Raw genomic sequence first — 13,866 nt, 5'->3', positions numbered from 1 at the left:
GGAGGGAACGGCGCGGAGGGGAGCAGTGGGCCGGCAGCGCGGCTTTCAGGACGTGCGGCTCGGATGGGCGTCAGGGCAGGCGAAGCCAAGGGCCCCTCGCAGGAACACGGCGTCGATCGGGGCGGGATCGGCAAGACCGGGCGTCGCCGCGGTGGCGTTCGAACGGTCGTACACCCGCTGATGTCGGCAGTAACGGAGGAAGCCGGTGAGACTTGCGGTCACGAACCGTTCAGCGTCTGTCGGGTCCGGCACGTCATCGTCGGCGCACTCGATGCGCAGACCCGGATACTGCTCCTCGATCACGGCAAGCAGGTCACGGACCGGCGTGGGTCGGGGGTGCACCACGTGGCAAGTGTGGACAGCCGCGCCTTGATCGCAGCGGTCATGACCGATACGGATAATCGCCTCGGTCGCGTACTGATCACCGACGATGTTGAAACTCGCGTTGGAGGACACTCGCAGCCGCAGAACAAGCTGCCGCGCGCCGGGGCGTTGCGCCGGAATACCAGGAGCGCCGCCATGGGACATCGCCTCCAGCATGTCCCCCAGGACGGACAGCGAGTGACCGGCTGCGCCTTCCGGCAGCGTTCGGTCAGCGGCGACGATGCTGGGGCGCAGGACCACCACCGGTCGTCCGTGCCGCTCCGCCCACTGCCGCACCAGGCACTCGGCCGTGTACTTCGAGGCGTCGTAATGGGTCTCGAAGCCGTGCACGTCACTCAGATCGCTTTCCGTGACGCGGCCGCTCGGGCGGGCGCCGGCCACCGCCACGGAGCTCACGTGCACCAGCCGGCAATGGGGCGGGGTCGCCGCCGCGAAGGCGAGCACTTGGGCCGTGCCGTGTACGTTGACCCGGTACAACCGCTCATGCTCCCCGGTCAGCGCGATGTCGCTGGCGCAGTGCCAGATGGCGTCCACTTCGCCGGCCAGGCGTGCATAGAGCGCGGGAGACAGGCCCAGCCACGGCTTCGTGACGTCCCCGCTCACGCACCGCAGGTAGCCGCCGTGACGTTCGTCGAAGGCGCCCTCACCCACCACCTGAAGGGCCTCGGCCATGCGGCTCCTCAAGCGGGACGGATCCCCGCGCCCCAAGACGACGACGGGCTCGGAGCGGGTGGTGATCAGGGCGTGCGCGATGCGGGAGCCGAGGAATCCGGTGGCTCCGGTGAGCAGAACTGTCACAGCACGTACAAGATCACAGGACCGCTACGATGGCAAAGCAGAGCGTCACCTTTCGAACACAATGCGTGATGTCCATGCGGCAGCGGGTCGGCGGTTGAGGCGTTCCGGATGAACGCGCGGGAGCGACGCGTCACTCGACCCGGTCTCTTGTCCGAGTGCCGTGAAATGACCTCATGACCGAGGAGGCCACCATGCGTTCTCTCCTTCGCAGCCGTGTGGGAAGCACGGTTCGCCGGGGTCTGCGATCGCCTGTCGTCGCAGCTCTGGCCGCTCCTCACGGCGTCGACCGGTACCTGGAGCATCTGAACCCCACGTGGACCGTGCACGAGGTGAGGGCACGCGTCGTGGATGTTCAGCACCGCACGGCGAGGTCCGTGACCATCCGATTGCGGCCGAACGGCACGTGGAACGGGTTCAGAGCCGGCCAGTACGTCCGCTTCGGGGTCGACGTCAACGGTGTGCTCATGCAGCGCTTCTTCTCTCCCGCCTCCTCGGCGCACGACACCGCGGAGGTGGAGATCACCGTGGCATCGAATCCGGCCGGGACCGTCTCCTCCTACCTCCGGGAGAACGCCCGGCCCGGGACGGTCATGACGATGTCGCAAGCCAGAGGCGTCTTCTCACTGCCCGAACGTCGTCCACAGCGCCTGCTGCTGATCAGCGGGGGCAGCGGCATCACCCCTGTGATGTCGATGCTCCGCACCTTGTGCCACGAAAATCATGCCGGGCGCATCACCTTCCTGCACTACGCGAAGTCAGCTCGGGAGATCGTCTACGGAGACGAACTCCGTGAACTCTCCCGGCTTTACCCGAACGTCGAGGTCCACAAGGTCTTTCCGGCCCGGGAACGCGGTGGTGATCTGCACGGGCCCTTCGGCATCGGGCACCTGCTCGAAGCGGCCCCCGACTTCCGCACCTCCCCGACCTACCTCTGCTCAGGATCACGTCTGCGACAGGCCGTCAGGGACCTCTGGGCTCAGCAAGGCATTGATGATCTGCTGCATACGGAGTTGTTCGCCCTCGACGCCGCCTGCCCTGCGAGTCGCGACGGCGGCCAGGTTGCGATCGACCAGGGTGTAGTGCGTCTCAGCCGCAGCGCAGTGGCCGTACCGGCCCGCGAAGGCACTCTCCTCGAGCATGCGGAGGCCGCCGGCGCCAAGCCCAGATACGGGTGCCGGATGGGCATTTGCCACACCTGCACCACCAGAAAGATCTCGGGCTCGGTGGGCAACCTGCTGACCGGCGCCGTGTCCGACGGCCAGGACGAGAACATCCAGCTCTGCGTCTCCGTGCCCCACGGAGACGTACTGCTGGACATGTGACGGAAGAATCGTGAAGGGAAGAAGGGCAGTGCATGCGACACGACCACGGCGAACCGCTGCTGTCACCGGAGCAGATGGAAGAACTCGGGCGGGAACTGGACGCGTTGCGCAGACAGGTGCTCGCGGACCTACAAGAACGCGACGCTGCGTACATCCGCTCGGTGGTGCGTACCCAACGCCGCTTGGAGATCGCGGGGCGGGGCCTCTTCTACTTCGGTTTCTTCCCGCCTGCCTGGATCGCAGGAGTCGTGTGTCTGGCGATCGCCAAAATGCTGGACAACATGGAGATCGGGCACAATGTCCTGCACGGCCAGTACGACTGGATCGGCGATCCCGACCTTCAGTCGAAAACCTTCGAGTGGGAATGGATGTACCCTGCCGAAGAATGGCGTCGATCACACAACTACGAGCACCACACCTACACCAATGTTCTGGGCAAGGACAGAGATATCGGCTACAGCGTGCTGCGCATGAGTGACGGCCAGCCGTGGCACCCGTACCATCTCGGAAACCCGCTGTACACGCTCGTCATCATGGTGTTCTTCGAGCAAGCAGCCGCTCTCCATGACGTACAAGTCGATCGACTTGTCACCAGGAAAAGAAAGTGGTCAGAAAGCCGTGAGACTCTCCTGCGGCTGCGACGCAAAGCAGGCTCCTGCGCACTCAGAGAGTACGTCCTCTTTCCGGCCCTCACCGGGCCCCTCTTCCTCAGCACCCTGCTCGGTAACGTTGCAGCAGGTTTGATCCGCAACATCGTCGCCTTTTCGGCCGCTTTCACCGGCCACACCCCGCAGGACGCGCAGACCTTCACCGAGCAGCAGGTCGAAGGCGAATCTCGCGCGCACTGGTACTACCGGCAGTTGATGTGCAGTGCCAACTTCAGCGGCGGCAAGCTCTTCCACATTCTCACCGGACACTTCGGCCACCAGATCGAGCATCATTTGTTCCCGGACCTGCCCTCCAGTCGCCTGAGAGAAATCGCACCTCAGGTACAGGACCTCTGCACCAGGTACGGACTCCCCTACAACACCGGCCCTTTCCCTCGACAGTTGGGCAGTGCTTGGCGTAAAGCCTTCATGCTCGCCCTGCCGAGTAAAGAACACGTCGCGGCACGCTTTCGACGAACCGGGTCCCGTCGCGAAACGACCTCTTGACTGAAACAGGAAACGACGTGAGCCTTCTGCTCGGCGCAGTGGACCGGAGCTTCACTTATGAAGGCAGCGAGCCACAACCGGTCACGGGCTTCTTCCTGGCCCTCGAAGGGAAGCCCCCTTCCAGGGAGTACCTGGTGGCACGGGTCTCCGAACGCGTGGGGTCGCTCCCGGCGCTGTGGCAACCACAGCCTCAGCGAGGACGCAGGCTGCGCCCCACGGCGGCGGTACGCCTCGACCCCGAGGAACATGTGCGTTGGGCCGTCGACCAGGATCTCACCGCTTTCTCTTCGGCATTGTTGGCCATGCCGCTCCGAGCAGGCGTACCGGCGTGGGATCTGTGGTGCGCACCCGGAAGAGATGACGGCCGGTTCCAGGTCGCGTTCCGCATCCACCACGCGGTCCATGACGGAATGGGCGCGGCCCATGATCTCCTGACTCTGCTTTGTGACGACTCCCCGCCGCCTTTACGTCCGGTGGAACGGAAACGGCCCACAGCCACTGGTTGTGCCAACGTCGTGAAGGATCTGACCCGTTCCCTGGGCGGCAGGCTGAAGCACGGCTCCATCCCCCTGCCACGCCCCGGCGATCCCGTGCGGTGGGCGTGGGAAGAAGTTCCCGAGCGCATCGTGCATGAGATCGCCCGTAGATCTCGGTGCACGGGAAACGACATCTGCTTGGCGGCTTTCGCATGGGCGCTGCGGCTGAACGCCTCACAGACAACGGCCGGCAACCAGGCCTGTGCACCCGACTTCGACGTCGTCATTCCCATGTCCACCCGTGACGACCGGAACAGAACGGCACCCGGCAACCAGTTGGTGGCTTTCCGACTTCGTCTGCCCGTATCGGCGGGAAGCTTCGAGGAAGCGGTGGATCGGGTGGTCGAACAGAGTCGAGCGGCACGCGTCCACCGGCGACGTGATGCGGCACGCTGGTTGCTGGAGCTGTCCCCGACCGCCGTAGGGGCCTGGGCAAGCAGAGTGATGATGGACCCCCGTACCGCGCCGGTGATCGCCAGCAGTCTGACGTTCCCCGCCGTTGGCCCGTGTCTGGGCGCGCGTCTGCTGGGAACGTCGATGATGTACAACCTCGCGGGTGGCACGAGGTCCTATCTCTCCTTCACACGAGCGCAGGGAGTGATGCGGTGTGGCCTGGCATACCGAGCCTCCTGGCAGGCGGACAGCGTTCCGGCACTGTGGCGGCACATCCTGGTACGGCTCGCGCGGCCGAAGACGTCCCCAGGCGCGAACAACCTCCTCACGGAGCGCTGATCAGGCGGCCTCCTGCGGAGCGGCCAAGCCCGTGCGGCGGTGTGCGGCTGCGGGAAGCCACCAGTTGGCGGGACCGAGCGCCGCCATGACAGCCGGCACCAGCACTCCGCGCACCAGGACGGCGTCGACGAGCGCGGCCAAGGCCACCCCTGCCCCGATCATCTTGATCACGGATACGGAGGAGGTGACCATGGCCGACGTGGAGACCGCCACGGCCAGTGCGGCGGACGTCATCAGCCGCCCGGTACGGGCGATGCCCTCCACCACAGCAGCCCGGTTGTCCGCACCGCGCTGGTACTCCTCACGGATCCGCCCCAGCAGGAACACCTCGTAATCCACCGACAGGGCCAGGGCGATGGCCAAGGTGAACAGCAGCAGCGAGACGTCGAGTGTCCCGGTGACCGTGAATCCTCCGAGTGCGCGGCGAGCCGTGCCGTCCTGGAAGACAGCAACCACCGCTCCCAGGCTCGCGCCGAGACTGACAACGGCCACGACCAGTGCCTTGAGGGGCGCGACGACGCTGCGGGTGAACAAGGCCAGGAGAAGTGCCAGCCCGATGCTCAGCAACGCCAACGCCCAGGGCAGCGCCCGCTTGGCGGCCGCAAGGGTGTCCTCGACCTCGGCGGTGAGGTTGATCCCCGGGGGTGGACACCGGGTTTCATGCGGCGAGTGACAGAGTACGTGACGTGATCAGTCGTTGTTCGAACTCGGCCGGTGTGAGGTAGCCGAGGGCGGAATGCCGACGGCGCCTGTTGTAGTACGAGAGCCAGCGGAACAGCTCGAGTCGGGTCTGTGCCTTCGAGGTCCAGCGGCGTCCGTGAAGCAGTTCTCGTTTGAGGCTCTGGAAGAACGATTCGGCCAGGGCGTTGTCGTAGCTTGAGCCGACCCGGCCCATGCTTCGGCGGATGCCGTGCCGGCGGCAGACCTCGGCGAAGGCGGCCGCGCTGTACTGGGCGCCCCTGTCGGTGTGGAAAACGACGCCGTTCACCTGGCCGCCGCGGGCGGCCACGGCCATCTCGATCGCGTCGGTGACCAGCGAGGTCCGCATATGGTCGCCGATCGACCAGCCCACCACGCGCCGCGAGCAGATGTCGATCACCGTGGCGAGGTAGAGCCAGGTCGTGCCGACGGCGACGTAGGTGATGTCACCGCACCACCTGGTGTTCAGGGTGTCCGCGGTGAAGTCGCGCACCACCAGGTCCGGCACGGGCGGCGCGGTCCTGTCCGCGATCGTCGTCCGCTTCTTCTTCCGCAGGTGCCGGCCGACGATGTCGTTGACCCGCATCAGCCGGGTCACGCGCTTGCGGTTGATCCGCTGTCCCCTCGCACGCAGCTCGGCATGGACGCGCGGGGCACCATAGGCGCCATCGTGCTCGGCGTGGATGGCGCGGATCTCGCTCACGGTCCGCTTCTCCTCGGCCTGGCGCTCGGCGCGGGCCTGCCCGGTGGCCAGATGGCGGTAGTAGCCGGCGCGGGACACACCGAGCACCCGGCAGATCCGCTTGACGCCGAAGTCGGCGCGGTGGTCGGAGATGAAGTCCCAGCGGCGAGGGCTCACTTCACCTCCCGAGCGAAATACGCGGCCGCCCGGCGCAGGATCTCGCGCTCGAGGTGCCACTCTTTCTCAGCCTTCAGCAGCCGGGCGTTCTCCGCCCGCAGCCGGGCCAGCTCATCCACCTCGCCGCCCGTGTCACGGCGTCCGGGCACGGCCTGGTTCTCGTCCTTGCGCACCCACGTCCGCAGCGACTCCGCGGTGATGCCGAGATCCGCGGCCACCGCCGCGTACGTCCGCTTCCCGGCCGCGGCACGGTAGAGCGCGACCGCGTCCTTCCTGAACTCCTCCGGATACGGCGACTTGCGTCCCACGTGGACATCCCTCCCTGGACCATCAAGATCCATTGTCAGGGTGTCCACTCCAAAGGATCAGCCTCACCGACCCACTGCTCCAGACGAACATCCCGCAGACCCTCAACGGCTACAGCAACGCCGCCCGGACCCGTCACCCAGGCGGACCCCAGCGGCCTGGGCCTGGCCTACGGCCCGCGGTTCGGTGTCGCCTGCCCGACCCGCCCCGACGGCACCCCTGGCAACGGACGCCCGAACGAAGCCGTGAAGCCGGTCTACGCATGCCCGAGCCTGATCAACCCACAGTGCCCGGAGTACACCGGCGGCACCTCAGGCGGTGGCGGGCGCGCCCGTGATAGCCAGGCCGCGCCGTCCGGTGGAGGCACCACCACGAGCGGCGGGAGCAACGCCTCCCAGCAGAAGGCTGTCCAGGTCAACGACGGCTGCAAGGACTGGGGCTTCCTGTCCTGTGTCTGCCGCAGCGTCGGCGAGGTCTTCTACGGCGCCATCAGCAACGTCCCGCACGCAGTCGAGTACGCCGGCTGGATCTGGGACGAGGACTGCTGGGGCGACGGTCCGGGAACGCCGGGCTGTGTCTACGGGGCCCAGTTCGACCAGCAAACCCGGCTTTGTATGGCGTGCCCCCAGAGGCCAGGACAGTGTACGCATCGACAAGGGGGACCCTGCTTTCGGCGCACGCCACTCAGCAGGTGCATCCCGTCGTGATCAACTCAGGCGGCAGGATCGTGCGCCGCGATGGTGTGCTGCCTCCCAAGCGACAATCCAGGACTACCCGGTCGAAGCGCACGTACCACTGAGCGAGTGGCAGACATGGAGGAGCTGGAATGCCCCCTGATGGCCCTGATGACACGGACCTGCAGACACCCTGGTTGCGTGATCAGCTTGTCGACTGGCTCCGGCAGCTCAGGGACAGGAGCCGACTGGAAGCGCTCCATGTTCCGTCCGGGAGCGAGTCCCTGGACCACCTGCTGGACTTCTTCGACGACACCGGGGTGCTGGACAACCCCGGAGCAAGCATCGGCTACCTACTCCGTGACGAAGAGAGGCAAAAGCCATGCGAAGGCTCGGCGTCGTCCTCGACGAGGCGTTGCACTCACAGCAGTGGGGACCGGTCATGGCGACTGCCCGGGAGACTCTGGAGGTCATGGAGGTGAGTACTCCTTACGATGCCTGAGGGCGGTGCGGTCGTGGAACACGTCGGCGGTTGGCTGCGGCGCGACAACCTGAAGGGGTTTCTCGTCGCCCTGTCGGAGATCATCGGGTATCGCTTCGACAGCTCCGAATGGGGAGCCGTCGAAGCGGGGCTGGAGGTGGGGGCGGCCGGCGACGGCTGGTTCAGTTATCCGCTGGGCGACGACGCCGCTGTTGAGGTCGCCATGTCCCGGGTCGTGGAGGAAGGGGAGACGGAGGTCAGGGTCGGCGTGTCCGAAAGGCTGCCCTGCCTGCGGGACCAGTTCCAGGTAGCCTGGATGATCTTCAATCGGTTCGAGGTGTCGCCCGAGGTGGAGATGACCGACTGAGACAGGGCTGGCCCGGCTCCGGATGTCGGGGTCGGTAGCGGGACCGGGGTCGCGGTCGCGGTCGCGGTCGGCAGCAGGGTGGTCGCGGCCCGGGGCACGTCGCGGATCAGTTCCACCGCGTCCGGCCCGTACGCCTGGGAGTTGACCACCTTCAGGAGCAGCACGAACGCGCCGGCGCCGTGCTTCCATTCACCGGTGTTCAGCGGGGCCAGCAGTATGTACTGGGCGACCCCCGGGTCCATGCGGTGGCGCTCGCGCCTACCCGGAAGGGGCCCGGGCCCCGGCCCGAGCCCGGCTCCGGGGCACACATTGACCGCGCCCCGGCAGCGTTGCCGCTTTGTTGTCCGCGTGATCGTCTGAATGCACCCCCGAGTACGAGTTCCGTGCACTACCGCTCAGGGCACGTCGGAGTCCCGCTCGATGGCCTGGAGGCGGTTCTTGAGCCGGCAGCTGTCGCCCGTTGATCGGCACGATCTCGCAGTGACGCAGGAGCAGGTCAAGGATTGCGGTGGCCAGGGCGTCGTCGCCGAAGACCCCACTCATCCGGGGCTGGCACTTGTTCCCTCACGGGGGTTGTCGCTGCCACCTGGCCGTACTCCCCTTCCTCGCTCGTCCGTGGCTACCAGCAGCAGCCGCTGCCCTTCGTCAGTTGCGGGAGCAAGACCTCGAACTTCACGGGCAGTCACTCGGATTCACGGAGCCAACACCACCTCCAAGACCTCATTTCGACTCCCCATCGCACGACGCCGCACGTCAGGAAACGGGGAACCAGGTCGAGAGGCGCTTGGCGACAACGGTTACATCGATGTTGTCCTGTGCAACGTCCTCGACGAACGGGCCGGCAACGGAGGCGGGCGGCGGGACGGTACTGGCGCTGGCGCCGTTGAACCGCAGGAAGACACGCATGGCGAGCCAGGCGGTGCGCTTGTTGCCGTCGATCAGCGCGTGATTGCGGGCAACGGAGTGCAGCAGCGCCGCAGCCTTCTCGTGCAGCGTGGGATACAGCTCGGCCCCGAACACGTTCGTGCGAGGTCGCTCGATCGCCGACACCAGGAGACCCATGTCACGCACGCTGTGCTCGGTACCGTTGACCGCGCGGGCGATGGCCAGGATCTCGTCGATCTGGATGTAGCGCACGTCCGTCACTTCAGGTAGTCCAGAATCTCCGCATCACTGTCCATCAGCTCGGCCAAAACGTCATCGACCTTCAGCTCGGCCCGGTCCTGGGCATCACGGATGGCCTCAATGGCAAGCTCCTGCTTGCTACGGCCTTCCCGGCGAGCCCGCTCGGACAGCTTCGCGTCAAGGTCATCAGGGAGTCGGAGTGTCATCGCCATACATGCATGATACCTGACTGGTATCACGTCTGGCGCGGTCGGGCCGTGTTCGCTGAAACGCAGAGCCCGAGATGGCAGCGCACAGCGCCTCAGGAAGTGCGACAGAGGCTTCTACTGCGAGCGTCGTCCGAGCGTCAAGAGTTCGCGAACGCCCCTCGAAAACGTCGCCCGCGCAACGCACCTCGCTTGCGAATTCGCAGGTCAGCGACTTATAGAGATGAATCCGCCCGCTCGAACCGCTGCACTTCGGGAAACAGGTCGAGCACCACCGGCCGCACCTGAAGAACCATAGAAATCCGCAGGTCAGAGCCTCTTTGCAGCAGGCTCAAGAATAGCTACACACTCCACGTGAGACGTCATCGGAAAGATATCGGCCTGGCCGCAGGCAGGAAAGCAGCAGGTCAAAGATGCTTTTGGGTCCCGGATGAGAGCCACCGGGCGCCCGGAGCGTCAAATGAGCGTCACGGCTTTACGTCGGTTCGGCACCTGAACTCTGGCACATCATGACTTCCCGTAGTACGGAGCGACTCCACCGGTACGAAGCCTCACGCCGTTGGAGTCGCGTCGGCACACCCAGTGCCTACGAGAGGCCAGCCGCCGAAGGGGCAGTGTGAGCGGAATTCGCTGACGGGGCCGCTGCGGGCCTGGGAGGCTTGTCCCGCCTGTTGCACGCCACCCGGGGACGGAGCCGCCTATTTTGATCACCGTGGACACGAACATGCTGTGGGGTGTCTCCCCTGACAACACCAGCGTCGACCCGCTCAAGACCATCCGGGCGACGGGGCGTAAGGCGTCGCCCGTGGACGGTCATGCAGGAGCTGGCCGCGCAGCGGGCGCCGCCTTGGCCGTGTTGTAGAACTCGCTGACCTGCATAATTGGCCGTCCGGGGACGACGCGGGCGGCCATCCATATGGTGAGGTCGCGGGTGACGTCGTTGACGCTGGTCGCCGCGGTGACCTCGTGCTCGTTGCGGGTGGTGTCACGGCGGACGATCTCGTAGCCGCGTTCGTCCAGGACAGCCACGGGGGCGAACCAGACGGGGTCGTTCTCGTCGGGCTGGACGACCACGAAGGTGTTGTCGGAGTCGTTGAGGTCGCTGATCATCATGAACAGCGCGTCCTCGGAGGGGTCGTCGATGCGGGCGCCATTCTCGCTGTCGGCGCCGTAGTACTGAGCCCCCATCGTTGCCTTTCCCCTCACGTGCTCACCTGGTCGCGGGCAGCATGGCATGAGGAACCGAGAGCTCAGGCCGGTCACGGCCCTTCACCGATCGCAGCGATCAGGACAGTGGCTTCGAAGCGGACGGCGAGTTTGTCGAACCGGGCGGCGACCGCACGGATGCGCTTGAGCCGGTTGATTCCGCACTCGACCACCTGCCGGGCCTTGTAGTCCTCGCGATCAAAGGCCGGAGGCCGCCCGCCGTCCTTCCCCCGCCGCTTGCGGTTGGCGGCCTGATTGGCAGGCTCCGGGATCGTGCACCGGATTCCGCGCTTTCGAAGGTAGGCCCGGTGGGCGCGGGAGGAGTACGCCTTGTCGCCGCGTACTCGAAGGGGTCGGACGCGGGGCGGCCCGGTCCGGGGCGGGGCATCCTGATGCCTTCCATGAGCCGTGCGTCTGCTGGGAGCCGACGTCCTGGCTCCGTATGTGCTGACGGGCCGGGGGATCGACCCGGAGGAGGCCGCGGCGGTGCGGCGGTGCCTGTCGGCATTGTCGCCGCAGGCTCGCCCGCCGGCCGTACCGCCGGACGGACCGGAGCGGCCGTGGATCAGGGCTTGGATCGACTGGGGGATGGTCACCCTGCTGACTCGTCTGGACTCTAACGATCCCTCTGCGCTGCCTCCGGCCCCCAGACAGCCTCCGCCGTGCGCCGATGACGCGTCACGGCGCCACCCGGGCGACGCCGGGGGCGGCGAGGGCTGGGTACCGTGGTCGCTGCGGATGGGCCGACTCGCGTCGCTGGCCCTTCCCGGCCTGGACGGGCCCGTTCATCACGTCGCACGCTCCCACGCACTGGCCCTGGCCCGCGGGGCCACCCGCGCAGTACTGCGCCGCGACTTCACCACTGCCGCTCGCATCACACGCTGGCTCGCCTGGCTGGCCGCCGACGGTGCCGAGCTTCCCGTAGACGTAGCACTGCTCACGAAGGACATCGCCCTCAGAGGCGGCGACGCCGGCCGGTGCACGCTGGACACTGCGATCGCCCGCCGCCTGCTCGACCTGGAGCACGTGTGAGTACACGTCTGGCACCCATCGCCCACAGCATCAGGGCCCGCGGTCTGCAATGGCTGCACACCCAACGGGAGCTGTCCGCATTGAGCGGCAAGGGCATCACCGAGGACCTGGACGTCTACAAAGCCCTGGCGGAGACGGCGCTGGCCGCCGGCCTGGTCCTGAGCGAGGGCACGGCCGGCAGCCGGGAGCGGCTCTTGGCCCATCACCTGACGAAGTTCTGCTGGGCGGAGTTCAAAGAAGGCGCACTGCTGTACGAGCGGCTGCTCCAGAACCCGATGACCACCGACGCCTTGGAGTTCTACGCCCCCTTCTCCCTGGTCGGTTATCGTCACGCAGGCATGGAGACACTGGTCGCCTACCTCTCTGAAGCAGGTGTTGGACGGCTCGTCGAGTGCGTGCCCAATCGGCGACTCGCCATAGCCAACGCACTGCGCACCACCGGCCATGACCGCATCACGCACAAGTCGGACTGGTCGGAGCTGACCCGGTCCACCTGGCTCGGAAGCAACCCGCAGCCTTGGCACATCAACTGGGAAATCGGCTACGCCCTCACGCACACCGTCTTCCATCTCACCGACTGGGGACGCCGGCCTACGGGACTACCCGACGACATGGCCACCCACCTCACCCGTTGGCTACCGGTGTGGACCGACATCTGGACGGAGACCTGCCAGTGGGACCTGGTGGGCGAACTACTGGCCGTCGGCGTCTGCCTACCGGAGCCCTGTACAGAGCTCGACGACTGGCTCCGCCTGGAACGGCTCCAGCACTCGGACGGCCTGATGCCCTGCGACGATCGTCCCGTCGCCGCCGACCCGGCCACTCGCTTCGAGGACCACCATCACACGACCGTGGTGAGTGTGATCGCCGCGACCATCGCCCTCGCGCGCGACCTGGACGTTCCGGGCACCACCGCACCACGCGGCGGCACATGACCTCCCCTCCCCCGGACAACACCGGCCACGGCCTCGACCCCGCCCTCGTCGAGAATGCGACTCGCACGCTGCTGACCGCCGCGCCCGCCGCCAGCGCAGTCGCAGTGGCTCTGCACCGCAGAGGTCGGCGCGCGCTCATGGTGCGCGGTCGCACCATGCGTCACGGCGGGCAACCGGTCGAGTCGGCCACCCGTTTCGAGATCGGCTCCCTCACCAAGACGTTCACCGCCCTGCTGTTCGCCGAACAGGCAGCCCGCGGCCTCCTGGGCCACAACGACCCACTGGCCCTACACCTTCCCGTCAACACCGAGCTGCCCACACAGGGACCCGCCATCACCCTGACCCACCTGGCCACCCACACCTCCGGACTGCCCAACACCCCTCCCGGCCTGCACGGCCTTCTGACCACTTTCCTGCACACCTCCCTCGCCCAGACCCCGTTCCCACCCATACTGACCACTCCTTACGCCGCCTTCACCACCGACCACGCACTCCGAGCTCTGTCCCAGGTCCGCTTGCACGCTCGCCCTGGTACCCGCTTCCGCTACTCCAACTACGCAGTCGGCCTGCTGGGCCATGCCCTGGCCCACTCCGCCCGGATGTCGTACCCGGATCTGGCACAGGCGCGCGTCATACGGCCCCTGCGGCTACACGACACCAGCTGCGCCACCACTCCGTCCACGGCCACCGGCCACTGGCGCCATCGTGCCCAGCCTCCGCTGCGCATGCCCGGTCTTCTCCCCTCGGGAGCCATGAGGGCCAGCGTGCGCGACCTGCTCACCCTCGCCGAAGCCCTCCTCGATCCCGCCTCGGCCGCTGAGATCCCCTCCACTCTGCGTACTGCTTTGTACGACGTTCAACGGCCCCGGCTACGCAGACCCCGCGGCTCCAACCTCCTGGGGCTGGTGTGGAACATCCGCCCCCGCCCCCGACGGGTCCGTCGTCCATTGCCACACCGGCGGCACGTTCGGGTTCACCGCCTTCGTCGGCTTCAACACGCACCACGGGACAGCGGTCGTAGCCCTGCCCAACACCGCAGCCAGCCGCCGC

12 protein-coding genes and 3 pseudogenes are annotated in these 13,866 nt (G+C 66.9%); 7 read left to right on the top strand and 8 right to left on the bottom strand.

Annotated features, from left to right (window positions below):
* Nucleotides 1-45: 45 nt before the first annotated feature.
* On the bottom strand, nt 46-1,182 hold the full coding sequence (locus AC07FV_RS24895; protein WP_479089452.1) for an SDR family oxidoreductase: 1,137 nt from the start codon (nt 1,180-1,182) through the stop codon (nt 46-48).
* A 173-nt stretch (nt 1,183-1,355) separates the two neighbouring features.
* Between AC07FV_RS24895 and AC07FV_RS24890 the strand changes: the two genes are divergently transcribed.
* Genes AC07FV_RS24890 through AC07FV_RS24880 form a run of 3 tightly spaced genes read left to right on the top strand, consistent with a single transcriptional unit; the run spans nt 1,356 to nt 4,926 of the window.
* On the top strand, nt 1,356-2,504 hold the full coding sequence (locus AC07FV_RS24890; RefSeq protein WP_479089451.1) for a ferredoxin reductase: 1,149 nt from the start codon (nt 1,356-1,358) through the stop codon (nt 2,502-2,504).
* Nucleotides 2,505-2,536: 32 nt separating this feature from the next.
* A complete protein-coding gene (locus AC07FV_RS24885; protein WP_479089450.1) occupies nt 2,537-3,658 on the top strand; it encodes a fatty acid desaturase family protein in 1,122 nt (373 codons plus the stop codon).
* Between the two features lie 17 nt (nt 3,659-3,675).
* A complete protein-coding gene (locus AC07FV_RS24880; protein WP_479089449.1) occupies nt 3,676-4,926 on the top strand; it encodes a wax ester/triacylglycerol synthase domain-containing protein in 1,251 nt (416 codons plus the stop codon).
* Here the strand turns inward: AC07FV_RS24880 and AC07FV_RS24875 are convergent, their stop codons facing one another.
* Nucleotides 4,927-5,562 carry an MMPL family transporter gene (locus AC07FV_RS24875; protein WP_479089494.1) on the bottom strand — a complete coding sequence of 212 codons (636 nt, stop codon included), beginning with the start codon at nt 5,560-5,562 and terminating at the stop codon, nt 4,927-4,929.
* A gap of 22 nt (nt 5,563-5,584) precedes the next feature.
* A protein-coding gene (locus AC07FV_RS24870) for an IS3 family transposase (protein WP_479089448.1) occupies nt 5,585-6,792 on the bottom strand; the annotation gives its coding sequence in 2 pieces (ribosomal slippage) (nt 5,585-6,546 and nt 6,546-6,792; 1,209 coding nt in all).
* A gap of 1,187 nt (nt 6,793-7,979) precedes the next feature.
* Here AC07FV_RS24870 and AC07FV_RS24865 point away from each other — a divergent pair.
* Nucleotides 7,980-8,312, top strand: a complete 333-nt coding sequence (locus AC07FV_RS24865) for a hypothetical protein (RefSeq protein ID WP_479089447.1) — start codon at nt 7,980-7,982, stop codon at nt 8,310-8,312.
* Between the two features lie 395 nt (nt 8,313-8,707).
* Here AC07FV_RS24865 and AC07FV_RS24860 read toward each other — a convergent pair.
* The 5 genes and pseudogenes from AC07FV_RS24860 to AC07FV_RS24840 form a co-directional block, all read right to left on the bottom strand.
* Nucleotides 8,708-8,849: pseudogene (locus AC07FV_RS24860) on the bottom strand (ATP-binding protein); the annotation flags it as partial.
* 216 nt (nt 8,850-9,065) lie between these two features.
* Nucleotides 9,066-9,458 carry a type II toxin-antitoxin system death-on-curing family toxin gene (locus AC07FV_RS24855; RefSeq protein ID WP_479089446.1) on the bottom strand — a complete coding sequence of 131 codons (393 nt, stop codon included), beginning with the start codon at nt 9,456-9,458 and terminating at the stop codon, nt 9,066-9,068.
* On the bottom strand, nt 9,455-9,649 hold the full coding sequence (locus AC07FV_RS24850) for a ribbon-helix-helix protein, CopG family (protein WP_125490113.1): 195 nt from the start codon (nt 9,647-9,649) through the stop codon (nt 9,455-9,457). The genes AC07FV_RS24855 and AC07FV_RS24850 overlap by 4 nt, the downstream gene beginning before the upstream one ends.
* 807 nt (nt 9,650-10,456) lie before the next feature.
* Nucleotides 10,457-10,831 carry a hypothetical protein gene (locus tag AC07FV_RS24845; protein WP_479089445.1) on the bottom strand — a complete coding sequence of 125 codons (375 nt, stop codon included), beginning with the start codon at nt 10,829-10,831 and terminating at the stop codon, nt 10,457-10,459.
* A 71-nt stretch (nt 10,832-10,902) separates the two neighbouring features.
* Nucleotides 10,903-11,255: pseudogene (locus AC07FV_RS24840) on the bottom strand (transposase); the annotation flags it as partial.
* A 332-nt stretch (nt 11,256-11,587) separates the two neighbouring features.
* Here AC07FV_RS24840 and AC07FV_RS24835 point away from each other — a divergent pair.
* From AC07FV_RS24835 to AC07FV_RS24825, 3 genes and pseudogenes are all read left to right on the top strand, one after another.
* On the top strand, nt 11,588-11,881 hold the full coding sequence (locus tag AC07FV_RS24835) for a hypothetical protein (protein ID WP_479089444.1): 294 nt from the start codon (nt 11,588-11,590) through the stop codon (nt 11,879-11,881).
* Entirely contained in the window at nt 11,878-12,816 is a 939-nt protein-coding gene (locus tag AC07FV_RS24830; protein ID WP_479089443.1) for a DUF6895 family protein, read from the top strand. Before AC07FV_RS24835 ends, AC07FV_RS24830 begins: the two co-directional genes overlap by 4 nt.
* Nucleotides 12,813-13,634, top strand: a pseudogene (locus AC07FV_RS24825) (serine hydrolase domain-containing protein); the annotation flags it as partial. The gene AC07FV_RS24830 and the pseudogene AC07FV_RS24825, both read left to right, overlap by 4 nt.
* Between the last annotated feature and the right edge of the window lie 232 nt (nt 13,635-13,866).

Source organism: Streptomyces sp. NPDC045956, assembly GCF_056430705.1.
Note: the sequence above shows the minus strand (reverse complement) of the source record. Positions and strands in the feature narration are given on the sequence as shown.

Excerpts from the sequence above, each read along its gene's own strand:
- AC07FV_RS24885 (WP_479089450.1), top strand. The coding sequence starts at position 2,537 with ATGCGACACGACCACGGCGAACCGCTGCTGTCACCGGAGCAGATGGAA.
- AC07FV_RS24835 (WP_479089444.1), top strand. The coding sequence starts at position 11,588 with ATGGGCCGACTCGCGTCGCTGGCCCTTCCCGGCCTGGACGGGCCCGTT.
- AC07FV_RS24845 (WP_479089445.1), bottom strand. The coding sequence starts at position 10,831 with ATGGGGGCTCAGTACTACGGCGCCGACAGCGAGAATGGCGCCCGCATC.
- AC07FV_RS24850 (WP_125490113.1), bottom strand. The coding sequence starts at position 9,649 with ATGGCGATGACACTCCGACTCCCTGATGACCTTGACGCGAAGCTGTCC.
- AC07FV_RS24890 (WP_479089451.1), top strand. The coding sequence starts at position 1,356 with ATGACCGAGGAGGCCACCATGCGTTCTCTCCTTCGCAGCCGTGTGGGA.